This is a genomic window from Ruegeria sp. BB7, assembly GCF_056539365.1.
In genome coordinates this window covers 217,013-240,704 of record NZ_JBQFUV010000003.1, presented here as the reverse complement: position 1 = coordinate 240,704, position 23,692 = coordinate 217,013, and the positions used below count along the sequence as shown (strand labels likewise).

General features: G+C 56.6%; 26 protein-coding genes and 1 pseudogene. 10 read left to right on the top strand and 17 right to left on the bottom strand.

What is annotated here, in order from left to right:
- Positions 1-9: 9 nt before the first annotated feature.
- On the top strand, positions 10-1,359 hold the full coding sequence (gene accC, locus ACR0D7_RS09105) for an acetyl-CoA carboxylase biotin carboxylase subunit (protein WP_480678739.1): 1,350 nt from the start codon (positions 10-12) through the stop codon (positions 1,357-1,359).
- Positions 1,360-1,407: 48 nt separating this feature from the next.
- On the top strand, positions 1,408-2,040 hold the full coding sequence (aat, locus tag ACR0D7_RS09100; RefSeq protein ID WP_480678738.1) for a leucyl/phenylalanyl-tRNA--protein transferase: 633 nt from the start codon (positions 1,408-1,410) through the stop codon (positions 2,038-2,040).
- Here the strand turns inward: aat and ACR0D7_RS09095 are convergent.
- From ACR0D7_RS09095 to ACR0D7_RS09070, 6 genes are all read right to left on the bottom strand, one after another.
- The gene (locus ACR0D7_RS09095) at positions 1,995-2,363 is read right to left on the bottom strand and encodes a DUF2155 domain-containing protein (RefSeq protein ID WP_170384751.1); all 369 of its coding nucleotides are present in this window, start codon (positions 2,361-2,363) and stop codon (positions 1,995-1,997) included. The genes aat and ACR0D7_RS09095 overlap by 46 nt on opposite strands.
- A complete protein-coding gene (gene mlaD / locus ACR0D7_RS09090) occupies positions 2,360-2,812 on the bottom strand; it encodes an outer membrane lipid asymmetry maintenance protein MlaD (RefSeq protein WP_170384754.1) in 453 nt (150 codons plus the stop codon). Before mlaD ends, ACR0D7_RS09095 begins: the two co-directional genes overlap by 4 nt.
- Before the next feature lie 13 nt (positions 2,813-2,825).
- Positions 2,826-3,209 (bottom strand): NADH:ubiquinone oxidoreductase subunit NDUFA12, encoded by a 384-nt coding sequence (locus tag ACR0D7_RS09085; protein ID WP_170384757.1) that lies wholly within the window; start codon positions 3,207-3,209, stop codon positions 2,826-2,828.
- 79 nt (positions 3,210-3,288) lie between these two features.
- Complete coding sequence (locus tag ACR0D7_RS09080; RefSeq protein WP_480678737.1) at positions 3,289-3,651, bottom strand: RidA family protein; 363 nt, start codon at positions 3,649-3,651, stop codon at positions 3,289-3,291.
- Positions 3,652-3,714: 63 nt separating this feature from the next.
- Complete coding sequence (gene clpX / locus ACR0D7_RS09075) at positions 3,715-4,980, bottom strand: ATP-dependent Clp protease ATP-binding subunit ClpX (RefSeq protein WP_170332602.1); 1,266 nt, start codon at positions 4,978-4,980, stop codon at positions 3,715-3,717.
- A gap of 131 nt (positions 4,981-5,111) precedes the next feature.
- A complete protein-coding gene (locus ACR0D7_RS09070) occupies positions 5,112-5,744 on the bottom strand; it encodes an ATP-dependent Clp protease proteolytic subunit (RefSeq protein WP_170384786.1) in 633 nt (210 codons plus the stop codon).
- Between the two features lie 336 nt (positions 5,745-6,080).
- Between ACR0D7_RS09070 and ACR0D7_RS09065 the strand changes: the two genes are divergently transcribed.
- Both ACR0D7_RS09065 and ACR0D7_RS09060 read left to right on the top strand, forming a co-directional pair.
- Entirely contained in the window at positions 6,081-6,422 is a 342-nt protein-coding gene (locus tag ACR0D7_RS09065; protein WP_480678736.1) for an ArsR/SmtB family transcription factor, read from the top strand.
- Between the two features lie 356 nt (positions 6,423-6,778).
- Positions 6,779-6,916: an entericidin A/B family lipoprotein gene (locus tag ACR0D7_RS09060; RefSeq protein ID WP_170384792.1), complete on the top strand. Its 138-nt coding sequence runs from the start codon at positions 6,779-6,781 to the stop codon at positions 6,914-6,916.
- 1,038 nt (positions 6,917-7,954) lie between these two features.
- Here ACR0D7_RS09060 and ACR0D7_RS09055 read toward each other — a convergent pair.
- The 4 genes from ACR0D7_RS09055 to ACR0D7_RS09040 all read right to left on the bottom strand — a co-directional run bounded on the left by ACR0D7_RS09055 (position 7,955) and on the right by ACR0D7_RS09040 (position 9,998).
- Complete coding sequence (locus tag ACR0D7_RS09055) at positions 7,955-8,404, bottom strand: hypothetical protein (RefSeq protein ID WP_480678735.1); 450 nt, start codon at positions 8,402-8,404, stop codon at positions 7,955-7,957.
- Positions 8,405-8,777: 373 nt separating this feature from the next.
- Positions 8,778-9,263, bottom strand: coding sequence for a hypothetical protein (locus ACR0D7_RS09050; RefSeq protein ID WP_170384797.1), 486 nt, complete (start codon positions 9,261-9,263; stop codon positions 8,778-8,780).
- A gap of 117 nt (positions 9,264-9,380) precedes the next feature.
- Positions 9,381-9,560: a CTP synthetase gene (locus tag ACR0D7_RS09045; RefSeq protein WP_170384800.1), complete on the bottom strand. Its 180-nt coding sequence runs from the start codon at positions 9,558-9,560 to the stop codon at positions 9,381-9,383.
- Between the two features lie 195 nt (positions 9,561-9,755).
- Positions 9,756-9,998: a hypothetical protein gene (locus ACR0D7_RS09040; RefSeq protein WP_480678734.1), complete on the bottom strand. Its 243-nt coding sequence runs from the start codon at positions 9,996-9,998 to the stop codon at positions 9,756-9,758.
- Positions 9,999-10,564: 566 nt separating this feature from the next.
- Here ACR0D7_RS09040 and ACR0D7_RS09035 point away from each other — a divergent pair.
- Positions 10,565-11,680, top strand: coding sequence for a hypothetical protein (locus tag ACR0D7_RS09035; protein WP_480678733.1), 1,116 nt, complete (start codon positions 10,565-10,567; stop codon positions 11,678-11,680).
- Positions 11,681-11,710: 30 nt separating this feature from the next.
- Here the strand turns inward: ACR0D7_RS09035 and lepA are convergent, their stop codons facing one another.
- Both lepA and ACR0D7_RS09025 read right to left on the bottom strand, forming a co-directional pair.
- Positions 11,711-13,510: a translation elongation factor 4 gene (gene lepA / locus ACR0D7_RS09030; protein WP_480678732.1), complete on the bottom strand. Its 1,800-nt coding sequence runs from the start codon at positions 13,508-13,510 to the stop codon at positions 11,711-11,713.
- A 157-nt stretch (positions 13,511-13,667) separates the two neighbouring features.
- Complete coding sequence (locus ACR0D7_RS09025) at positions 13,668-14,681, bottom strand: hypothetical protein (protein WP_480678731.1); 1,014 nt, start codon at positions 14,679-14,681, stop codon at positions 13,668-13,670.
- Between the two features lie 191 nt (positions 14,682-14,872).
- Here ACR0D7_RS09025 and ACR0D7_RS09020 point away from each other — a divergent pair, with 191 nt between their 5' ends.
- Both ACR0D7_RS09020 and ACR0D7_RS09015 read left to right on the top strand, forming a co-directional pair.
- Positions 14,873-15,181 (top strand): hypothetical protein, encoded by a 309-nt coding sequence (locus ACR0D7_RS09020; RefSeq protein ID WP_480678730.1) that lies wholly within the window; start codon positions 14,873-14,875, stop codon positions 15,179-15,181.
- A 64-nt stretch (positions 15,182-15,245) separates the two neighbouring features.
- Positions 15,246-16,187 (top strand): LysR family transcriptional regulator, encoded by a 942-nt coding sequence (locus ACR0D7_RS09015; RefSeq protein WP_480678729.1) that lies wholly within the window; start codon positions 15,246-15,248, stop codon positions 16,185-16,187.
- Here ACR0D7_RS09015 and ACR0D7_RS09010 read toward each other — a convergent pair.
- Positions 16,184-16,627, bottom strand: a complete 444-nt coding sequence (locus ACR0D7_RS09010) for a low molecular weight protein-tyrosine-phosphatase (protein ID WP_170573123.1) — start codon at positions 16,625-16,627, stop codon at positions 16,184-16,186. The two genes, ACR0D7_RS09015 and ACR0D7_RS09010, sit on opposite strands and share 4 nt — an antisense overlap.
- Positions 16,628-16,655: 28 nt before the next feature.
- On the opposite strand from ACR0D7_RS09010, the pseudogene ACR0D7_RS09005 reads away from it, so the two are divergent.
- Together ACR0D7_RS09005 and ACR0D7_RS09000 are read left to right on the top strand one after the other, a co-directional pair.
- A pseudogene (locus ACR0D7_RS09005) lies at positions 16,656-17,351 on the top strand (NAD-dependent deacylase).
- 60 nt (positions 17,352-17,411) lie between these two features.
- Complete coding sequence (locus tag ACR0D7_RS09000) at positions 17,412-18,020, top strand: HdeD family acid-resistance protein (protein WP_480678728.1); 609 nt, start codon at positions 17,412-17,414, stop codon at positions 18,018-18,020.
- Between the two features lie 88 nt (positions 18,021-18,108).
- Here ACR0D7_RS09000 and ACR0D7_RS08995 read toward each other — a convergent pair whose 3' ends face one another.
- The 4 genes from ACR0D7_RS08995 to meaB all read right to left on the bottom strand — a co-directional run bounded on the left by ACR0D7_RS08995 (position 18,109) and on the right by meaB (position 21,112).
- A complete protein-coding gene (locus ACR0D7_RS08995) occupies positions 18,109-18,582 on the bottom strand; it encodes a copper chaperone PCu(A)C (protein WP_480678727.1) in 474 nt (157 codons plus the stop codon).
- A gap of 39 nt (positions 18,583-18,621) precedes the next feature.
- Positions 18,622-18,972, bottom strand: a complete 351-nt coding sequence (locus ACR0D7_RS08990; RefSeq protein WP_480678726.1) for a hypothetical protein — start codon at positions 18,970-18,972, stop codon at positions 18,622-18,624.
- 400 nt (positions 18,973-19,372) lie between these two features.
- The gene (rpmB, locus tag ACR0D7_RS08985; protein WP_039532366.1) at positions 19,373-19,660 is read right to left on the bottom strand and encodes a 50S ribosomal protein L28; all 288 of its coding nucleotides are present in this window, start codon (positions 19,658-19,660) and stop codon (positions 19,373-19,375) included.
- A 474-nt stretch (positions 19,661-20,134) separates the two neighbouring features.
- Positions 20,135-21,112, bottom strand: coding sequence for a methylmalonyl Co-A mutase-associated GTPase MeaB (gene meaB, locus ACR0D7_RS08980; RefSeq protein WP_480678725.1), 978 nt, complete (start codon positions 21,110-21,112; stop codon positions 20,135-20,137).
- 130 nt (positions 21,113-21,242) lie between these two features.
- On the opposite strand from meaB, the gene hrpB reads away from it, so the two are divergent.
- Positions 21,243-23,684 (top strand): ATP-dependent helicase HrpB, encoded by a 2,442-nt coding sequence (gene hrpB / locus ACR0D7_RS08975; protein WP_480678752.1) that lies wholly within the window; start codon positions 21,243-21,245, stop codon positions 23,682-23,684.
- Positions 23,685-23,692 lie beyond the last annotated feature (8 nt).

Here is a 23,692-nt window from a genome sequence, read left to right as displayed (position 1 = left end):
GGCGGGCCCATGTTCGACAAGATCCTGATTGCCAACCGAGGCGAGATCGCCCTGCGCGTCATTCGCGCCGCGCGCGAGATGGGGATTAAGACGGTCGCCGTCCACTCCACCGCCGACAGCGACGCGATGCATGTGCGCATGGCCGACGAATCGGTGTGCATTGGCCCTCCGCCCAGTCCGCAAAGCTATCTGTCTGTGCCTGCGATCATCTCGGCCTGTGAAATAACCGGCGCGCAGGCGATCCACCCCGGCTATGGTTTCCTGTCAGAGAACGCCGAGTTTGTGCAGATCGTCGAAGACCACGGCATCACCTTCATTGGCCCCACAGCCGAGCACATCCGCGTCATGGGTGACAAGATCACCGCCAAAGACACGATGAAAGCGCTGGGTGTGCCCTGCGTTCCCGGTTCCGATGGCGGCGTTCCCACACTGGAAGACGCCAAGCGCATCGGTGAAGAGTTCGGCTATCCCGTCATCATCAAGGCCACTGCCGGTGGCGGCGGTCGCGGTATGAAAGTCGCGATGAGTGCCGATGAGATGGAAAGCGCCTTTATGACCGCACGCGCCGAAGGCAAAGCCGCTTTTGGTAACGATGAGGTCTATATCGAGAAGTACCTGACCACGCCGCGCCATATCGAGATTCAGGTCTTTGGCGACGGCAAGGGCAAGGCGGTCCATCTGGGTGAGCGCGACTGTTCGCTGCAGCGCCGCCACCAGAAGGTATTCGAGGAGGCCCCCGGCCCCTGCATCACCCCCGAAGAACGCGCCAAGATCGGTAAGATCTGCGCCGACGCGGTTGCCAAGATCAACTATATCGGCGCGGGCACCATCGAATTCCTGTACGAAAACGGCGAGTTCTATTTCATCGAAATGAACACCCGCCTGCAGGTGGAACACCCGGTGACCGAGGGCATCTTCGGTGTCGATCTGGTGCGCGAACAAATCCTCGTCGCCGCTGGTGAGGACATGTCGTTCGGTCAAGACGATCTGGAAATCAACGGCCACGCCATCGAGGTTCGGATCAACGCCGAGAAACTGCCGAACTTCTCGCCCTGCCCCGGAAAGATTACCGCGTATCACGCGCCGGGTGGTCTGGGCGTGCGGATGGATTCGGCGCTCTATGATGGCTACTCAATCCCCCCCTATTACGACTCGCTGATTGCCAAGCTGATTGTGCAGGGCCGCGACCGGGCCGAAGCTCTGGCGCGTCTGGAGCGCGCGCTGGGTGAACTGATCGTCGACGGCATCGATACCACCGTGCCTCTGTTCCACGCTCTGCTTCAAGAGTCAGACATCCACAGCGGGAACTACAACATCCACTGGCTCGAGCACTGGCTTGCGACAAATATGGCCGACTAATATACTGAGGGCGAAGGATTTATCACCTTCGCCCTTTGAGTATTTTAAATGAGTCTTACCCCGGAATTGCTGCTTCACGGTTACTCCATCGGCATCTTCCCGATGGCAGAACACCGCGACGCGTCCGAACTATTCTGGGTCGACCCCAAGTATCGCGGCGTCTTCCCCTTAGATGGGTTCCACATATCGCGTAGCTTGGCGCGGCGTCTTCGCAGATGCGGGTTTTCGGTTACGATCAATCAGGACTTCGCTGGAGTTGTCAGCGGTTGCGCAGATCGCGCCGACACCTGGATCAACGCCGAACTGCGCGACTTGTACCACCAGATCCACCAAACCGGTCACGCGCATTCGCTTGAGGTTTGGGACGAAGACCAACTGGTTGGCGGCGTTTATGGCGTCACACTGGGGGCTGCGTTTTTTGGCGAAAGCATGTTCTCGCGCCGCAGGGATGCGTCGAAAATCGCATTGGCCTATCTTGTGGATCGCCTGCGCCAAACCGGGTTTCAACTGTTCGATACTCAGTTTCTGACAGCGCACCTCGCCTCATTGGGCGCGCTTGAGATACCGCGCTCGCAATACCGGCTGGAATTGGAAGAGGCACTTAACTCCAGTGCGGATTTCACCGCACCGTTGATTCAATTGCCCGAAGGCGTGATACAGCGGATCACCCAGACGTCGTAACGGGAGTGATCCAGCGCGTTCAACGCTGGCGAAGTTGCGATCATCCACCCGTCAAACAACTGATCCGACTTGCCCTTTTCCCATATCGTCAAATAGGCAAATGCATCACCGGTCGGGTTATCAACCGGATAGCGGCAATCTCCCAAAGCGACGTCCAGCCCGAATATCTCTCCGGACTGACCATTCTGCATTTCCACATCGACGGTCTGGCCGCTGACCTTATCAAGGCCCCGCAAGATCGCACCAGGACCGGATTGAACCTTTTGCTGCGCTACAGCTCCCGTTGCGGCCAACAGCGCTGCGATCAGGGCAAAACGCCTCATTCGCTGCCATCCCCGGCCACGAATTTGACCAGCAACGAAATCAGACTGACAGCCCCCTGCGTGTCTTCGACTTGGTCGCCTGGTTCAAAATAAAACGGTGAACCACCCGGCATCACTTCGACGAAATTACCGCCCAAAAGCCCTTCGGAAGAGATCACAATTGCGCTATCATCCGGCACCAAAATCCCATCGCGGATCGTGAACGTGGTGTCCGCGCGATAGGTATCGGGGTTCAAGTCAACGCCTGTCACGGTGCCGATCTTGACCCCGGCCAAGCGTACATCCGTACCTACGCCCACACCTTCAAGCGAGCGAAATGAGGCCCCAAGCTGATAACCGTCACCGCCTTGCGACAGGCCGGTGGACTGGCTTGCATAAACGCCAAAGGCAACAGCGCAGGCCAAAACAGCCCCGCCGACAAGAACTTCGGTCACGTTGTAAGTTGACATTGCTCGCCTCGTCTTATTCCGGGCTCCAGGCCTCGTAATCTGTGCGCTCCACTGGGTCTTGGCGGCGCAGAGACCCTGCTGGCGTATATGCCAACGCGGTGCCTGTGAGATTTTCCTGATGCGGTTTTTCCCACGACTTGTGTTCCAGCGGTTTATCAGTCGGAGGCTCATCCCACGTACGATGCAGCCACCCATGCCAGTCGGGATCGACCCGGCTGGCCTCAGCCTCACCATTGAAGATTACCCAGCGCTTGCTGTCGTCGGCGTTGCGGTAAAAGGTGTTACCCTCGTTATCCTCACCGACTTTGACGCCCTTACGCGCGGTGTAGAACTGCGTGTTCAGAGTAGCTCCGTTCCACCAGGTTACGGCCCGCAAAAGACTGTTCAAAATACCCATCGGTCGCCTCCGACATTTCTATCCCCGCAGATATGGACCAAAGGCACGCCAAGGTCCAGTGTCACAAGGACCGCACCCCCTATTCCGGCAAATAAGCCGTGACTTCGATTTCGATCCGGTATTTCGGATCGATCAGGCCGCATTCGATCATGGAGGTTACCGGGGGGTTTTCGCCGAAGTATTCCCGCAGGATCGACCAGCAGGGTTCGAATTCAGCACGGTCCGGCAGCATGTAAGTAACGCGAACAACGTCAGCAAAGCTGGCCCCGGCCTCGGTCAGGGCTTTTTCGATCGTCCCTAGCGCCGAGCGGCATTGCTGGGTCACATCATCGCCCTGCCCGACCGTTCCGGCGACATGAACCCAGCCTCCGGCCACTACCGCGCGGCAATAGCCTATCTTGGCCTCAAACTCTCCGCCCGAAGAGATGCGTTTGATTGTCATGATACCCCCAACAAGAAAACGGCGCGGTCCATGCCGCGCCGTATTTGGTGAATCTCTTTGAGTTTAACCAGCCGAGGCCGATTCCGCTGCATCCGCGTAGATGATCAACGGCTGCTTATCGGACGACACCGCCTCTTCGTTGACCACAACCTCGGTCACGTTTTTCATGCCCGGCAGCTCGAACATCGTGTCCAACAGAATATCTTCGAGGATCGAACGCAGACCACGTGCACCGGTTTTCCGTTCGATGGCCTTCTTGGCAATCGCCTTCAGCGCATCATCGGTAAAGGCCAGCTCAGCGTCTTCCAGTTCGAACAGACGCTGGTACTGCTTGACCAAAGCGTTCTTAGGCTTGGTCAGGATCGTTACCAGAGCATCCTCATCCAGATCTTCCAAAGTCGCCAGAACCGGCAGACGGCCAACGAATTCCGGGATCAGGCCGAATTTCAGCAGGTCCTCAGGTTCCAGATCCTTAAAGATCTCACCCACGCCGCGCTCATCATTGTCACGCACATCGGCGCCAAAACCCATGGCCGAACCTTTGCCACGCTGCGCGATGATCTTATCCAGACCGGCAAACGCACCGCCGCAGATAAACAGGATGTTCGTGGTATCCACCTGCAGGAATTCCTGTTGCGGATGCTTGCGGCCACCTTGCGGCGGAACCGATGCAACGGTGCCTTCCATCAGTTTCAGCAACGCCTGCTGAACGCCCTCACCCGAGACGTCACGGGTGATCGAGGGGTTCTCGGACTTGCGCGTAATCTTGTCGACCTCGTCGATATAGACGATACCACGCTGCGCGCGTTCAACGTTGTACTCGCTGGCCTGCAACAGTTTCAGGATGATGTTCTCAACGTCCTCACCCACATAACCGGCTTCGGTCAGGGTGGTTGCATCCGCCATGGTGAAGGGCACGTCCAGAATCCGCGCCAGCGTCTGCGCCAGCAGGGTCTTACCGCAACCGGTCGGACCAATCAGCAGGATGTTGGATTTCGCCAGCTCAATATCGCTACCCGCTTTCTGAGCATGGTTCAGGCGCTTGTAGTGGTTATGGACTGCCACCGACAGAACCCGCTTGGCCGTGGCCTGACCGATCACATAATCGTCCAGAACCTCGCAAATGTCTTTCGGCGTGGGCACACCGTCCGAAGATTTCAGCCCGCTGGCCTTAGTCTCTTCACGGATGATGTCCATGCATAGTTCGACGCATTCATCGCAGATAAATACTGTCGGGCCAGCAATCAGCTTGCGCACCTCATGCTGGCTCTTGCCGCAGAAGCTACAGTAGAGCGTGTTTTTGCCGTCGCCGCCTGAATTCGTCGCCATGTTCTACCTTTCGGGCTCCATCCCTGCGATCCTTTTCGGACCGCTTGCCGTCTATTGATGCAGCTTAGGGCAGCACCGAAGCGGCTACAATCTCAAAATGCGCCCCGCGCCATCTGCGCGGGGGCTCAACTTCAGGCGTCGTCGCCGTCCATTTTAGCGCGGTTTTCAACGATTTCGTCGATGTGGCCCCAATCCTTGGCCTCTTCCGGGCTCATGAAATTGTCGCGATCAAGCGCCTTTTCAACCGCCTTTTTGGTCTGCCCGGTATGACGTACATAGATGTCATACAAGCGATCTTTCAGTTTCTGCGTCTCGGCTGCGTGAATCATGATATCGCTGGCCTGGCCTTGATAGCCACCGCTGGGCTGGTGCACCATGATGCGGCTGTTAGGCAGCGAAAAACGCATTCCTTTCTCGCCGCCGGCCAGCAGAACCGACCCCATCGAGGCCGCCTGACCGATCACCAATGTCGAACATTTCGGCTTGATATACTGCATTGTGTCGTAAATCGACAAACCGCTGGTCACAACGCCGCCGGGTGAATTGATGTAGATCGATATCTCTTTGCTGGGGTTTTCTGCCTCGAGATGCAGCAGCTGGGCGACGACCAGATGGCTCATCCCGTCATGGATCGGGCCGTTGATGAAAATGATCCGCTCTTTCAGAAGGCGCGAAAAAATATCATAGGCGCGTTCACCGCGGCTGGTCTGTTCGACCACCATCGGGACGAGCGTATTCATATAGGTATCAACTGGATCGAACATTCTAAACCTGCCTGCTTTGCTATGGATCGGGACACTACCCGCAGAAACGTTACCCGAGTCTTAGTGTCGGCACAGGGGGGCTGCAAGGGGGGCCGAAGACATCACTCAATGTCACAGTGATTTGACTCCCACCTCTGTTCTTTCCAGATTTGCTAACTAAGCGACGATCAACTTTACTGGCTCTCGCATCACGTCAGCTTGATAGGTGCATCGGGCATGTAGAATTTCGCATTCAAAATATATATCGGATATGCGCGTGCCAAAAACACAGCCCAGAGCACCACGCGCACGTATAACGAGCAAACCCGATGTAACGAGCAAACAAGGATAAAAACGATGGCCCTTCCTCAGCTCTCGCAAGATATGTCTCCAGACTCATTTGAGAAAATGGTGGAAAACGCGACGCATGCATCAAATTTCCTGAAAGCGATAAGTCACGAAGGCCGATTGATGATCCTGTGCCATCTTGTGTCAGGGGAAAAATCCGTGACCGAACTGGAGGAACTTCTTTCTGCCCGGCAGGCTGCTGTATCCCAACAATTGTCCCGATTGCGCCTGGAAGGGCTGGTAACACCTCGCCGCGAGGGTAAAGCGATCTATTATCGCCTGGCAGATGACCGCCCACGACGTATGCTGGAACTGGTCTACGACATGTTCTGCGGCAATGATAAAGACTGATCCGTTAAGTTTTCCGGGTCCTCATTCGCCAGCTTGATATCTATCAATCTTGGCTCATACCCAAACGCGAAATTGGTCAATACCCTGTTCAGCAGTTGTGCTGAGCGCGCTCACCCCTCAGAAGCCTCTCAACTTCCCCCAATCATGCGCAGAGTAAGACCTGCTTATGCAACGCGTTTCCATCGTTCCCGTTGCCCTAAAAAAGACGGCGTAGTTATCGCCGCAGCCACCATGAGCTGTGTTGCGACCGTCCTTTTCGGCCAGCAAGTCCGCAAGCATAAAATGCGGCCCAAGGCTCTGGTTCCGTTCAGGTAGAACTGCTACGCAACGAATGACTAATTCTAATGGAGATACTGATGATCCGTGCAATTCTGGTTGGGCTCGCCCTGTTCACCCTCACTGCCTGCGAAACTGCAAAAGGCGCTGGAAGAGACATTGAGAAAGCGGGTGATGCAATTCAGAGTGCAGCCTCGGATGTACAAGAGAAGCTATAAACCGTTACTGGTGCTGCCGTCCTTCATAATTCCCGCCTGATTGAGAGGCGATGCGTCAAAAGCCAAAAGAGGATTCTGCGCCCTTACAAAAGCCCGCCTCAAACTTAAGTTTTGGCAAAAGGAAAAGGCGTCAGGCGCTTAGACATAGTCCATGCACGTATCCATTCGGATACTCCTGACGCCTTGCAGGGTCGACACGTCAGAGAGACGTCCCGAGCCAGTTGCCCTGATCCCGAAAGGGACCAAAGCTGCCGCGTCGCGCCAACAGGCACCACGCAGCGCGCGCCAGCCTTCTGAGAGGGTAGCCCCCTGACCCGAATGCAAGATCCAACCCAGTCAACCATCCACCGGTAAGCCTATTTGGTGTATGACACATCCTAAAATCTGCCATCACCGCCTGGCCCCCTGGCCTTTGCGCCCCGCTCAAGTTCCTAAGAACCGTTGCGATGACTAAACTGTCGCACTTGGGATGTTTTCCGACAAGAAAATAGCACTGCAGCATGAAAATTAGACGGGGATAACGTGTTGATATCCACTGGGAAAGTTGTGTGGATAACTCTGGAAACCGTGAAGCGGCGCAGGTTTGGAGCGGGAAAAGCCAAATCCGTTGCAAAGAAGGAGATTTTGCCGTGTTTCTGCGGGCGCAAACACTATTACGCAATAGTCTTGGCTGAAATTGCCGGCCTCTTACTGGATGGAGGCCATGTTTTGATTCGCATCTGCCTTTAGCGATGTGAGCATCAGCCGGTCGAAACGGCTCGAGGGGCGGAAAATAGGTCGGGCAAGTCTTTTTGCTGCTTGCAACACCGCGCTGAAGGTCCGCGAAGTCCAGAAGCTCCGCCCGGGGATCGCCGCTATCCGGTACGGCGCGCTTTGAACCTTGTCGCAGGCAACGAAAGACCGCCCGACCCGTCCCCTCCCATCGGAGACGCTGGTTCCGCTATTGAGAAGCGCTCTGACCCGCCCAGGATTACCAACTACGCGCTGCGATGAATTCGCAGACAGTACCCCCTACAGCCCGACCAGGCCAGAGACGCTTCAGTTCACCTGACGTTCCAGAACAGTGCTGTAGGTCGTTCCGTTACGCAGGCTACGGAAATCCGCATAGATTTTTCCATCTTCATACCGGGCGTCGATCAACGCATTCGCACCAATGACCATCGGTGAAGTTTCAGTAATACCGATCCTTCCGGAGCCATCGAGACTGATGGTGCCGGTAGCTTCATTTTCATTCCAGCTGGTATCGCCATCACGCCGCCATTTGCTGGGCCCCCAAAAGACGTTGTCTTCCTGAATTTGAATATCCAGCATCCATTCGGCTTGATTGAACCGGGGTTCATTGCCGCGTTGGTAATGTGTGGGCTGTACGGCTGTATAAGTCCCCACCCATGTCCCGCGCAGGTCCGGTGCGGGATCGGCCAGCGCGGCCGCCCCAAGGGTGAATGTCGTAGCCAAAGCGGCGGCCCCGGCAGTCAAAAATCTGGTCATGGCTCTCTCCTCCAATGTTCATGGCCACCCTTGGCCTGCTGAACAGATTGGAACGGAGAAAGCCGACTGCAACTTACCTAAGGGAAACTTCATAAATGATTAAGACAGACGTTAAGCAACGCAATAGGGTCCTGCTGATCCGAGGGCGATTATTGGGATCATGGACATTCTCGGCCTCGCGCTGAACCTTCCGTAGGTCAAGTGTAACGGGCGGGAAACGTTTGGGCTGTGAGGTTGATCACAGGCCGGTCAGAACACAACCCCGTGGAATTCCGCCAGAACGTCGTGGGCTGCGGTTGCAATGACCAGCACGAATTAAGCACGCGACACCTTCTCCGGCATCGCGCGCGCTGTCCTTTACATCTGACCTAAGTCAGTCGATCGTGATACTGCCGGTAATCGTGTTAACGAATGTTCTGCTGTCCGGGTCAGTCAGGGATGAGAAGGTGCCTCCGCCTGTCGCGCTCGCCCAGTTGCCCGAGCCTCCGGACACGGTCCAATCCCCGGTTAAGGCTCCATCTGCGCCCCGGCCCGTGGCAATCCACGTCATCACCGCCTTGTCCCCGGACGCCGTGTCAAACACGCAATTCCCTGTCCCCGAAACCCCGGCCCCGTTGACAAGAATGGAACCGAAACACATGCCCGAGGCCCCTTCCAATGGATGCCCGGCGGCAACCTCGAAGCTTTCATAATTAGTCTGGGATTTCACCACCGCCTGACCGTCCGAGATGCCAAAGACCTCGTTCGCTTCCGTCCCCATGCCTTTGCCTGCGGCGTCATGGGTCTCGGCGCTGGCCAAGCCTGCCGTCAGCCCGATGGTCAGGGCTGTGGCTGCGGTGATCGTCAAGAACTTGTGCATAATAACCTCTCATTTCTGAGGGTTTGGCGTTGCAAGCATATAAAGAAAAAACCGCCTGAACGCGGCCCCCCCGCGCGGAGGATAACACATTCCGATCTTTGCGTCTAAAGCGGGTGCTCAGCCTTCCAGCTTGCGGGCCACCAGAACCGAGACCGGGAACGCCGCGATAAACCCAACGACTGCAGCAAGCAGCATGGCCACCCATGATGCATGCCCCATGACCAGAACCGCGATCACTGCGGACCCGGCAAGGGTGGAACCAAGGAAGATGTGAAGGATCAGCGTCAGGGGCGACATAGGGGCCTCGTTATTACCAGTCTGTTTTCGCGGACCGTAGAACTGCGGTCGTCAGTGGTCCTTGATCTGGGTCAGACTGCGCGGTGATCCGAGGTGCAATTTCGACGGGTGATGAGCAAAACTGAGATCAGCGCCATCCCGAGGGGAGGCGCAAACGCACAGCCCGTTTACCAGACCTGATCCGGCAATATGGTGTCAGTTCAGGCCAAGCAATTCCTTGGCCTGGGCCAGAGTTGCAACCGACGCGTCATGATCACCTGCATCGTGCAGCGCCGCACCTTCGTCGCGCCATGTTTCGACCTGAGTGATCTGTTCTTCAGACAGGTCAGGACCCGCAGCCAGAGCGGCATCGATGGCGGCAATGTCGGCAGGGCATTGCCCGGCAAAGGTGGGCGCGGCGAGCAGGCAGACGGCAGCGGCCAAAGACAGGTGTTTCATTGATTCATCCTCCCGTGTTTTAAGGTGTGATGAGAATACCATAAAACGGGTCAAGCCCGGACGGCGCCCGCATCCGATGCAGCGGATCGGCGAGGGATGGCTGACGGCGGGACAGTTTCGCTTTCGGACGTGTGGAGACCCGGGCGCAAACGCGCCGCCCGTTATGTCGGAGGCGGACCGGTGCAGCTCGGCGGGAGGGTTGACACGCCCAAACCATCCACTTCAGAATTAGAACCTGCAATCAAGAATATTGACTAAAAACTGAGTAATGAACAGCGGCATACTGTAACAACTATGCAAAATCTGTTTGACTCTTCGGGCTAAACAAATAATTGAAGGTCACATAAAGATGTGGAGAAACACCGATTTGGAGCCACGTTTACAGCTTCTGAAGCCCGTCCAATCCGGCAAACTACCCAATCCGGCAAACTACTGCCCGCTTGCCTAGGACTTATCACGTTCATGCCACAATCGATTGCATTACTCTCGATTGAACGCATAGATTGTTGCTGTAACTCGTTGTTTACAAGTTGATGTGAAACACGTTGAGGTAGTATAGGAGGAATATGAATGGACTTCCACAAACTGATACTTCAACTGGTCAATCGCCTGCGCCGTCTATCGAACGGGAGCAGCTTGGATCACTTATTCGCAACTCATCCCAAGACTCCAAGGTAACTTTTGGAGCCTACCGAGGGACCTTTGATCTTTCTAGAAATGACATCGAGAACTTCTTCCATCTAGTCGACCAACGTGTTGAAGAACAAAATGGCTGCAAAGCTCATTTTTGTGAGTTTGCAGTCTACTACAACAACGGAACCTCGCGGAAATTCCCGAGCGCCCAAGAGTTTAACAACTATACTGAAACCAAAAACCGATTTCCGACCTTAGTTACACTTCATCTTGTATATTTTATTGCGTTTCCTGACTCAGATACTCCTGAGAGGCAAGAAGTTGATATCGTAATCCGCGCTTCAGAAAGCGTCAAAGATACCATCAACATGCAAATGTCAGACAGTCAAGCACGAGGCTCTGGTGACAAAGTTCAGCTAGCTGTTCGAGACGACAATCAGAGCTTTGGAATAATTAACTATACAATTAATCACTCAAAGACCTCTTGGGGCCTCGACCTAGAGGGACATATTCGTGGTCACATCGAATCTCTACTAGATGAACCGAGTAAATCTGACTGGTTTATCTTAAAAACTGCCGGGCCGCTGAACCTCATCACCACAGTGTTCTGCGGCCTGTATTTCGTTAATTTGATTATAGATTTTTTCTTCAATTTCCTCTACGCGACCGATGGTGCGACAAACCGACAAGACGTACTTTCGCTGGCGGCTGAATACCTAGTAAACGGCCAAATCGCTAAATACATCGTGGCATCCTTGATTATGTCAGTCACGTTTTTCGTACTTTTTAGTGGCGTTATATCCAATATCACCAATGCAATCAAAAAGCCTAAACCTAGCTTCATATCTCTTTGTGAAGCTGATACGCGTCGCAAGGCCAAAAGATATGAGAAATACAAGAAGAGATGGCACAAATACCTGTCTATGGTTCTCTTGAACGTAGTTGTAGCACTTTTTGTAACGTTCATTGAGGACAGAATTAACTTCATCTGGAAAAACTGGTCAGACGACTCTGAGGAAACCACCGCTCTGACTCCACAGAAGCAATAAACAAACTTGCAAAGATCAAAATGGACAGTCTTAGCTGTCCATTTTTAATGCTGAAATAAACGCCTCCTGCGGGATATCGACCTTCCCGAACTGACGCATCTTCTTCTTACCCGCCTTCTGCTTGTCCAGCAGTTTGCGTTTCCGCGTGGCGTCGCCTCCGTAGCATTTGGCGGTCACGTCCTTGCGCAGGGCCGAGAGGGTCTCGCGGGCGATGACCTTGCCTCCGATGGCGGCCTGGATCGGGATTTTGAACATGTGGCGCGGGATCAGGTCCTTGAGCTTTTCGCACATCGCGCGGCCCCGCATCTCGGCCCGGTCGCGGTGAACCATGGTCGACAGCGCGTCAACGGGTTCGTCATTCACCAGCACCGACATCTTGACCAGATTATCCTGCGTGTAGCCGGTCATCTGGTAGTCGAACGAGGCATAGCCCTTAGTCACCGATTTCAGGCGGTCGTAGAAGTCAAACACGACCTCGTTCAGCGGCAGGTCATAGACGACCATGGCACGACTGCCCGCATAGGTCAGGTCCAGCTGGATGCCGCGGCGGTCCTGGCAGAGTTTCAGCACGTCGCCGAGGTATTCATCGGGCACCAGAATGGTCGCCTTGATGCGCGGTTCCTCGATATGGTCGACCTTGGATGGGTCGGGCATGTCGGCGGGGTTGTGCAGCTCGATCATCTCGCCGTCTTTCATGTAGACGTGATAGATCACCGACGGCGCGGTGGTGATGAGCTCGATATCATATTCGCGTTCGATGCGGTCGCGGATGACCTCAAGGTGCAAAAGGCCAAGGAAGCCGCAGCGGAAGCCAAAGCCAAGTGCGGCCGAGGTTTCCATTTCAAAGCTAAAGCTGGCGTCGTTCAGGGCCAGCTTGTCGATCGCGTCGCGCAGGTCTTCGAATTCGGAGCTGTCGACGGGGAAGAGGCCACAGAACACCACCGGCTGAGCAGGTTTGAAGCCTGTCAGAGCCTCTTCGGTGCCGTTGCGGTCATTGGTGATGGTGTCACCGACGCGGGTGTCGCGGACCTGTTTGATGGATGCGGTCAGAAAGCCGATCTCACCGGGGCCTAAGGAGTCGACCATCTCCATCTCGGGGCGGAAGACGCCGACGCGGTCGACATGGTGCAGGGTGCCGTTCGACATGAACTTGACCCGCATCCCCTTTTTCAGCGTGCCGTCCATGATGCGGACCAGAACGATCACACCCAGATAGGCGTCGTACCACGAATCCACCAGCATCGCCTTGAGCGGCGCGTCGAGGGTGCCCTGCGGTGCGGGCAGTTGCTGCACGATGGCCTCAAGCGTCTCGTGGATGCCCTGCCCTGTCTTGGCCGAAACCTGAATGGCGTCGGTCGCGTCGATGCCGATCACATCCTCGATCTGTTCAGCCACGCGGTCACAGTCGGACGCTGGCAGGTCGATCTTGTTCAGCACCGGCACGATCTCATGATCGGCGTCGATGGCTTGGTACACGTTGGCCAGCGTCTGCGCCTCGACCCCTTGGGTCGAGTCCACAACCAGCAGCGAGCCTTCAACCGCGCGCATGGAGCGGCTGACCTCATAGGCAAAGTCCACGTGGCCGGGCGTGTCGATCAGGTTCAGCACGTATTGCTCGCCATTATCGGCGGTATAATCGATGCGCACCGTGTTGGCCTTGATGGTGATGCCACGCTCGCGCTCGATATCCATGCTGTCGAGCAGCTGTTCCTTCATGTCGCGATCCTTGACCGTTCCGGTCTCTTGGATGAGCCGGTCAGCAAGGGTGGATTTGCCATGGTCGATATGCGCGACGATGGAGAAATTGCGGATATGAGCGAGGTCTGTCATGGGTTGGGGATATGCGTCGGAAATGGGCTGTGGTCAATGGTTCACGACGAGTTGCCAATGCTAAGCTGATTTCATTGTGCTTTGAGCCCAAAAGCGAAGAGCAACCCAAGTTTCTTTTTCGGGCTCAATTTGGAAAGCAACGGCGCGACACTTCGCTCTAAGGCATATGTAGTTGCTGCAGTTTCTGCATGTTGGACATGAAACAGTGATTGTACGTTACGCCGGTATCGGAGTTCCAATGCCTGAGGTCGACAATTGAGCGAACAACGTCGCCTTCAATGCGTTTACTCGCCCAATATTGTTCATTGGTAATCAAACTCTGTAGCGGACTTCTCGGTGTGAATGGCGAGGAAAGCAAGGCCGCTCCGGTAGCAGTACAGGCCGACACTTCATCCGGGCAGTGGTTGTTGCAGAGATCTCGAATCGGTGTCCAAGCCATAATCTCTCCGCTCATTCTGGTCGCAGCGTCACGAACCTTCGGATTTTCGACTAATTCTCTTGGAGTGAATGCACCCCACGCCAATTCAGATGCAAGAAATCGCTCATCTCCCGAAAGTGTACCGGCTACTCGGGCAGAACCAGCATAACGATTGGCTGAGCCCTGAGATGCTTGAAATAGTGCCCAAACCAATAATACATCGGCTTCTTTCGGAAGCTTGCCATCAAGCCCCTGTAAGACAGAAATCAAATCTTCCGCTTCTCCGTTTAAGAGCATAGATTGTGCAGCGATTATGGCTGTTTGCGGCTCTCCTAACTCGACAAGAGCGGCAATTGCCGGAGCTTTCTCTCCTATCTTCGATGCTTGGAGTAGCGCCAGAGCTAGAGGCTCAGAATTCTGAGCTTCCGTCAGCCATGATTTACCGGACAAACCGCCGGGTTTTCGCAATAGCGCGATGCGCTCCTTTCGTTCCAGATCAGATGTTACATGAGAGTGAAATCGGCTTTGGCTTGCAATACTCGCTAGAAGAATCTGAGCAGCCGGATTCCCTTGTTGCGCCTGCTCAGAAAGGTGGTGCAATGCAGCCAAATCGTCACCGTTCAACCATGCCTGAACCGCCTCATTGAATTCCGGCGCATCTTTGCCTTGCAAAGAGGGCGTATCCGACAAAGCCACAATCGGCGACAAACAAAGTAACGCTGACATAAAAACCGATTTGATAGAAGGCATCATCTTACCTCTTGAATTGACTGCTCATATTCACTTCCGATGTATCTCGGTGAGTGGTTTCTATCCTTGGCAAATCAACACCGTTTGATTGGGCTGTCAAAACAATTGATCCCGAATCCAGTTTGATTCATACTCCCGCACAGACCGAGAGGGGCATCAGATCCGTCCGGGCAGGCAAAAAACGAGGCTCGAGTATGAAACAGTTCCTCCTTATCGCATTTTGTGCGGCATCGCTGACAACGGTGGCCCAAGTCGCGGATGCGGCTCAGATCAAGCGCGCCTGTCTGGCGTCGGATCGGTCAGCGGCAACGCGGGATCGGTGCAGTTGCATTCAGATGGTGGCCGATCAGGCGTTGACCCGCAGCGACCAGAAGACCGTTGCGAAGTGGTTTACCAATCCGCATCAGGCGCAAGAGTTGAAGATGTCTCAGGCCGCGCGCGATGATGCGCTCTGGGATCGGTATCAGAACTTTGGGCAAATGGCGCAGGCGATCTGCAGCTAAACCATCTCATGCCTTGACCTGACCCACACTGCACCCCAGAAAGGCGCAGCGAAAGGTATATCGGATGGTTATGAAAGGGTTGACCCTGCGCGGGCTCGAAGTGTTCGAGGCTTTGGCGCGGACGGGATCGGTGGCACAAGCCGCCGAGATCACCGGGCTCAGCCAGCCGTCGGTGTCACAACAATTGCGTAATCTCGAAAAGGCCTTGGGCACCGATTTGGTCGATCACGGACGCCGCCCGATGCGCCTGACGCAGGCCGGACGCAGCTTTCAGGCGCGTGCGCAGGCGGTATTGGCCGAGTTGCAGGTGGCGCAGAGCGAGCTGGCGGTGATGGACCTCGGCCATCTGACCACGCTATCCATTGGCTTGATCGATGATTTCGACAACAATCTGACACCGCGATTGGCGACCTTGCTGGCCGATAGCCTGACGCGCTCGAAATTCAAGCTGATCACCTTGCCAAGTCTGGATTTATTCGAGGAACTGGAAGCCCAACGCCTGCATCTGGCAGTCTCGGCGCATTCCGGCGAAGTGCTCGAGGGCGTGGTTGAATACCCTCTGGTCCAGGACCCGTTCATTCTGGTGACACCCAAGGGGGTGGACAACGCGGTAGAGGAGCTGCCGTTTCTGCGTTACGCCCGCGAGCAGCTTATCAGTCGCCAGATCGAAGCGCATCTGGCGCGGCAACATTTGACTTATGAAGAACGGTTCGAGATCGGTTCGCATCTGGCATTGATGGCAATGGCGGCACGTGGGCTGGGCTGGGCGATCACCACGCCGCTGGGTTATATGCGGGCAACACGGTTCCATGATGCGCTAGATGTGCACCCCGCCCCGTTCGGAGAGTTTTCGCGCACCATATCACTGTTCACACGCACTGACTGGTCCGATCAGGTGCCACAAGAAGTAGCGGGCATGATGCGTCGCCTGATGCGGAATCAGATTGTCGATCCAGCCTTGACGCAATTGCCTTGGTTGACAGATCGACTCAAAGTGATGGCTTAAGCGCGCAGATGCGCCTCTAGCCCCTCAACAGCTGCTTCGATCAAATCCAGCGCCCCGTCGAAATCACGGGTGTAATATGGATCGGGCACATGATCCGCGCCCATATGGGAGGCAAAATCGGTCAACAGGCGAACCGGGGTTGTACTGTCCGCTGGCCGCAATGCCTCGATATTTGCGATGTTCTCTGCGTCCATGCCGATGATCATATCGAACCGGTGGAAATCTTCGGCTACGAACTGGCGGGCCCTCAAATCGCTCAGATCAATTTCCCGCGCTCGTGCCGCTGCCTGCATCGGCCCATAGGGCGGATCACCAACATGCCAGCCCGACGTTCCGGCGCTGTCGGTGGAATGATGCGGAGCGCGGGCACGAAACACGCCCTCGGCAGCGGGGGATCGGCAGATATTGCCCAAACAGACAAAGAGGATACGGTGAGTCATGGGCAATGGTGTAACGCGAAGGGCAAAGATGGAAAAGATCGTCATTCTGACAGGGGCCGGGATTTCCGCCGAAAGTGGGCTGGGCACCTTCCGGGACGAAGGCGGCTTGTGGGCACAACACCGGATCGAGGATGTCGCCACACCCGAAGGGTTCGCCCGCGACCCCGCCCTCGTCCACGGGTTTTACAATGCGCGCCGGGTCCAAGCCGCCAAGGCCCAACCTAACGCCGCTCATGAGGCCTTGGCCCGCCTGCAGCAGGATTGGCCCGATGAGGTTGCAATCATCACCCAGAATGTCGACAGCCTGCACGAGGCCGGTGGCTCCCGGAACGTGATTCACATGCACGGCACGCTGGCCGGTGCGCTTTGCGCGGCTTGTGAGCACCGCTGGCTGTCGCCACCCGAAATGGCCGTCGGCGAATCCTGCCCGGCCTGCGCTGCCCCCGCAGCGCGCCCCGATGTGGTCTGGTTTGGCGAAATGCCCTATCACATGGACGCCATCTATGATCATCTCGCTGAGGCTTGGATATTTGCCGCCATCGGTACGTCTGGTCAGGTTTATCCCGCCGCCGCCTTCGTCCACGAAGCCAGCCTGTCGGGCGCTCGAACGGTCTAGTTTAACCTCGACCCCTCAGACGGTGCCTCAAGTTTTGACGAGGTCATCCTTGGCCCAGCCACGGATACAGTGCCGCGCTGGGTAGATAAGCTTCTGAGCCAGAGATGATCGCAGACACCAGCCGAATTATCCGTTTATAGTGAAGGCCTAACAAGCCGGGAGAATAAAATGCCAGACCCCCACCCTCCTCGCGAAGAAATCCTGGAAGACGGTAACCTCGACGGCCGCGATGCCCTCGGAGACCAACTTGCAGGACTATGGTGGACATTCCTGCTTCGCGGCATCCTCGCTGGGGCATTAGGAGCCGCGGCCTTGTTCTGGCCAACGGGAAGCATTGCACTACTGTTGCGATTGGTCGGGCTGCTTTTGATCGTGGATGGCGGCCTGACCCTTTTGGGGTTTGGGCGGCGCGGATTGATCGGAGGCGTTGGTGTCGGAGCCCTTTTAATCGGACTAGTACTCCTGATCTGGCCCGAGGGCGTGGCGCGACTGACGTTCTTCCTGCTGGGCGCATGGGCGCTGATCATCGGGGTGGGCTCGCTGCTGGCCTGGCGACAGATGTCGGACCAACATCCAGACGCATCTTCGGTGCGGAACTCGGGAATTATTGCGTTGGTGATCGGACTGGTGCTGATCTTCTGGCCGGGCAGCGGCATGGTGGCTCTGGGCTGGGCAATTGCCTTCGGTGCTCTGGCCTTTTCTGCCGTGATGTTCTGGCTGACTGCACGGTTCAAACGAGCCCATGACCGCGTCGCGATGCGTGTGGTCAATCGCTAAGCATCGACCACGAAGTGAACAGGCCGGGGCATTGCCCGGCCTGACGCATGGATGAAGGCCGCAGCGCGGCCCGAAGACAGGTGTTGCCTCAGTTTGAATGCGTTCCGTGGCCGCCCTTGTCCTGACGTTCAAGATCTACCGGGACCTCGATCTCAACCTCGCCTGCGTGTTCGAATATCAACGTCACAAGAACTGTCGCGCCATGCTCGAAAGGTGCCGTCAGGCCCATGAACATCACATGATCGCCGCCACGCTTCAGCATGTGGGTTTCGCCAGCCGGAATAGTAATGCCTTCCTCTACATGGACCATCTTAGCCACGCCGGCATCGTCAATTTCATGGGTGTGCAATTCAACGCGCGCAGCAACATCTGATTTCGCGCCAATTAACCGATCATCGGATTCTCCGGCATTCTTAATCATCATAAAGGCCGCACCGGCCTTGGCAGTTTTACCCGACGACCGGGCATAAGCGTCATCAACGGCAATCGTATCCTGGGCGAAGGCGGTCGTGGCCAGAGCTACAGCAGCCATTGTGGCAAAGAGTTTGGATTTGAGGGACATTGCGCCTCTCCTTTTTCAGAGAATAGTTGGAAAACAGGTTCAAACCAGACGCGGAGGCGCACGCGCTGGATTGTACGGAACCGGAAGGGCAATCAGGTTTTCCGCCTTGCGTAACGGTGCTGGCAGGGCTCTGTTCGGCGCATGCGGCAAAGCTGGCTCCGACAAAGCTATCGCACCCAACAGGCTCAACGCATAGTCAGGGCAATAATGCGGAGGCTTCGTCGGCTGGCCTTCGGCATCCATATAGACCACAACTGGTCCAGTGCCCGTGCACAAAACCATTTGCCCGACTGCACTGTCGATTCCACGCGAAGACGCCACCCCCTGCCCTGTCAAAACGACGAGCAGCGACAGCACCAACGGTAGAATTTTATTCAGAACGGGTTTCATCCTGCGCCAGATATAGTCAGGAAGAAAAGCGGGCTTCAAGCGCTATCAGGTGCGCCAGAAGCCCGCAGCCTTGTGCTATCGTCAGCCGTCCAAACCGGGACGATTGACCGACCCCTTGGTCAGGCTGGTATGCAACCTGTTCACCTGTCGCTGCATCCGAGTACATGTCCCAAACGTCTTGCCAAAAAAGGCCGCCAACAGGGAGAGGAGATCAGAGAATTTGAATGACATGGGGGTAAACTCCGCCAGATGATATGACTAAACATAAAGCAGATTGAGATTAGCGTATGTGAACAACATCACCGTGAGCGCAATTTATTTCCAACCCAGGAACAAAATGCGCAACAAAAAACCCTGCACCTTGTGGTACAGGGTTGAATTCTTAGCAGGAAAAAGGGGATTAGGCCGAAGCTTGTGCCTTGGCGATTTCCTTTTTCACTTTCAGCGCGTTTGCCGACAGCTCTTCGTCCTTGGCTTTGGCCAGGAACGCGTCCAGACCACCGCGGTGGTCAACCGAACGCAGAGCAGCAGCCGAAATGCGCAGCTTGACGCCACGGCCCAAGGTTTCGGACTGCAGGGTAACATCGTTCAGGTTCGGCAGGAAACGACGACGAGTTCTGTTTTTGGCGTGGCTGACATTGTTGCCAGTCATCGGGCCTTTTCCGGTCAGTTCGCAACGGCGCGACATGGTTTCTTCCTTTGTTTCTGGAGGCCGGGCATGATGCCTGCGGCCAAATCACAAGGGGCGCAACCCGAAGTCGCGCCCGAAAACTGGTTGGATGCGTGTAGTGGGAATCGCAGGAAGGGTCAAGACAGATCGCGCGGATTCTTTGCAGTAACATCATCAACCAAGTGAACTTGCCCCTTCAGCAACGGCTAGCAGTTCTTGAGATACCGCTGCAATTGGTGCCTCTGCTGCCATCCTTGAAGGCTATTGCGTGCCAACCGTGGCGCTAGCCGGTTTTCTGTCAGTTTTGGAAATATCACAAAACTCGCTCTGAAATCTGTGTCGATACTGCCCAAAATCAGCGACTGGAACCGATAGGTATCGGCTCCTTCGCCCGAGGCGACGCTAAGCGGTTGATGAACTTGGCTTTGAGTTCACGTCAGCGCCAACCACTACCCTTCTCAGATTTTGAATGCGTGGACGTGAAAAGCCCGATCAACGGTTCATCAGAGATGCCAGCATGCTCTCGGCAGCTGCCGAAGGGCTAAGCCCACCCGCGCGCACCTGCGTCCCCAGCCGCTCCATTTCAACCCGTGCCTGTGTAGTTGACAGTTTTTCAAGAAGGGCCGCCCGGACCTCCTGTTCGAACCAGTACTGTGCCTGTTCTGATCGGTTTGCGTCCCAATGCCCGCTTTCTCGGCGGGATTGCGAAAGCGACTCCATCTCAGTCCATGCCTTCTCCAAACCATGCTCCTCAACCGCTGAAACGGTCATGGCTTTTGGGAATCCCTCGGGGTCTTGCGGTCGTTTGCGCAACAGACGCAGAGCACCGGCGTAATCCGCACACGTTCGGGTGGCGGTAGTTTTCAGGTCTCCGTCCGCCTTGTTGATCAGAATAATATCGGCCATTTCCATGATGCCGCGTTTGACACCCTGCAATTCATCTCCGCCCGCAGGGGCCAGCAGCAGCAGGAACAGGTCGGACATCTCGGATACCACGGTTTCCGACTGACCCACACCCACCGTTTCGATCAGCACCACATCAAACGCGGCGGCCTCGCACAACGCAATTGCCTCGCGCGTCCGTCGGGCGACACCTCCCAGATGGGATTGGCTGGGTGACGGGCGAATAAAGGCGTTTTTTTCGCGACTCAGACGCTCCATCCGGGTTTTATCTCCCAGAATTGAGCCACCCGAACGGGCCGAGCTGGGGTCAACAGCAAGAACCGCTACGCGCAGCCCCTGCTCGATCAACATCATGCCAAAGCTCTCGATAAAGGTGGACTTACCCACTCCGGGCGTCCCTGACAGGCCGATGCGCAAGGATTGACGCCCCGCCTTGGTCACATGCGCCAACAGCTCGGTCGCCTGCATGCGGTGATCCTCGCGGCCACTTTCAACCAGAGTGATCGCACGGGCCAGCGCGCGGCGCTCACCATTCAAAATCCTGTCACCCAGCTCAGCAGTCGTCATGCGAGGCCCCTTACTCGATTTTCGCCTAAATGACCGAGCAACTCATGGTTTGTCCAGTGCCTTGCGCCGCTGAACGTGATGCCACGTGCCAGAACTGGACCTTGCCCATCGCTTGGCGGATAAAGCCAGCATGACACGCCTGCCGATTGATGACGCCATCCCTGACCTGCTTGCGGCCTTGAAGGCCAAGGGCCGTGCCGTGCTGCAGGCCCCTCCGGGTGCGGGCAAAACTACGCGTGTGCCTCTGGCGATGCTTGAGGCAGGCTTGTGTAACGGCAAGATTGTAATGCTTGAGCCGCGACGACTGGCCGCGCGCGCCGCTGCCGAACGGATGGCCGAAACTTTGGGCCAACGCGCCGGAGAGACCGTCGGCTACCGGGTGCGCGGTGACGCAAAGGTTTCGAAAGCAACCCGGATCGAAGTCGTCACCGAAGGTATTCTTACCCGGATGCTGCAATCCAGCCCCGATCTGCCGGGCGTTGGCGCGGTGATCTTCGACGAATTCCACGAACGGTCCCTGAATGCCGACCTTGGCTTAGCATTGTGTCTGGAAGTCACAGGTGCGCTGCGGGATGACCTGATCCTGGTTGCCATGTCGGCTACATTGGATGCGGAACCAGTGGGCCGACTAATGGACGCACCACTGGTCACGTCCGAAGGGCGTAGCTATCCGGTCGAAACCCGTTGGTTGGATCGACCCTTGGGTGCCCAGACGCGACGTTTGGATGCTCTGGTTGATCTGGTGATTCAGGCTGAACGCGACACACGCGCAACCGGCGGTGGTGTGTTGGTGTTTCTGCCCGGTGAAGGCGAAATTCGTCGAGCCGAAGCGGCCTTGGCCAGACATTTGCCCGGTAACTGCGCAGTACGTCCCTTATTCGGCGCAATGCCCTTTGCCGCCCAGCGCGCCGCGTTTGCGCCGATTGAGGCCGGGCGCAAAGTGGTGTTGGCTACATCAATTGCTGAAACCTCACTGACCATCCCGGACATCCGCGTGGTCATCGATATGGGCCAAGCGCGCCGTGCGCGGTTCGATCCTGGCTCGGGCATGTCGCGGCTGGTCACCGAACGCGTGACACGGGCCGAGGCCACCCAGCGCGCAGGCCGCGCCGGGCGTGTGGCCGAAGGGGTATGCTATCGCCTGTGGTCCAAGGGCGAGGAAGGCGCGCTGGCCGCCTATCCACCGGCCGAGATCGAAGCGGCTGACCTGACAGGTCTGGCGCTTGAGTTGGCGCTGTGGGGGGCAGAACCAAACGATCTGGCTTTCCTGACACCCCCACCCGACGGCACGATGGCCGAGGCAAAGGCCCTGCTGAGGATGCTGGGCGCGTTGGATACCAATGGGCGTATCACCGATCACGGCAAGGCGTTGTCGGCACTGCCCCTGCACCCGCGCCTCGGGCATATGCTGGAACGCGCTGGGCCAGACGCTGCCCCTTTGGCCGCGCTGATGGCCGAGCGTGATCCGCTGAAAGGTGCGCCTGCGGACATGCTGTTGCGCTTGGAAGCCTTGCGCGACACCCGCGCGTTTCAGCGCAACCGAGTCTGGCAGGTGAATGTGGGCGCTGCGGACCGGATCAAGGCCGAGACCAAACGGCTGAGGACCAAAGGTACCTCCAGCGGACTGAGTCCAGCCGCAATGGCGGCTCTGGCCTATCCCGACCGGATCGGGCAACGCCGCAAAGGCGATGTGCCGCGCTATGTTCTTTCGGGCGGCAAGGGCGTTGTCTTGGACAACGACGACACACTGGCTGCCGCGCCCTATCTTGTGGTCACGGATACGGATGGCAACCCGCGTGAGGCGCGTGTACGCATGGCAGCTCAGATTGCTGAACGCGAAATTCGCGATCTGTTTTCCGATCAGATAACATGGGTTGATAGCTGTGAATGGTCCAAACGCGAACGCCGGGTCGTGGCACGTAAGCAAGAGAGACTCGGCGCCATCACTCTGAGCGACCGCATCTGGAAGACCGTACCAGACGAAGATGTGGCGCAAGCCATGCTGGGCGGCGTGCGTGACTTGGGGCTGCGGCTGGACGGGGCAGCAGCGCGATTGGCCGCCCGCGTCGAGCTGATCAGAGCCGAAGGCGCTGACCTGCCTGATTTCACTCTTGAAGGGCTGAATGACACGCTTGAAGACTGGCTGTTGCCCATGCTTTCAGGTGTGCGCAATGCCGAGGACTGGAAACGCTTTGATCTATTGCCCGCCTTACGTGCCCGGCTGGATTGGAACCAAACTCAAGAACTGGATCGCCGAGCTCCGGGGGCGTTCGAAACTCCGCTGGGCCGCAAGGTACCAATTGACTACGGCGGCGCGGTGCCGGAAATTTCAGTTCGCCTGCAGGAACTTTTTGGCGTCACACGGCATCCAGTAGTGGGTGGCGAAGCGCTTAAAATAACTCTGTTATCCCCGGCGCAACGCCCAATTCAGATCACGCGTGACCTGCCCGGATTTTGGGCCGGATCCTATGCAGATGTTCGCAAGGACATGCGCGCGCAATACCCTAAACACCCCTGGCCCGAAGACCCAACACAGGCTGATCCGACCCTGCGCGCCAAAAGGCGGAGGTAACTCCGCCC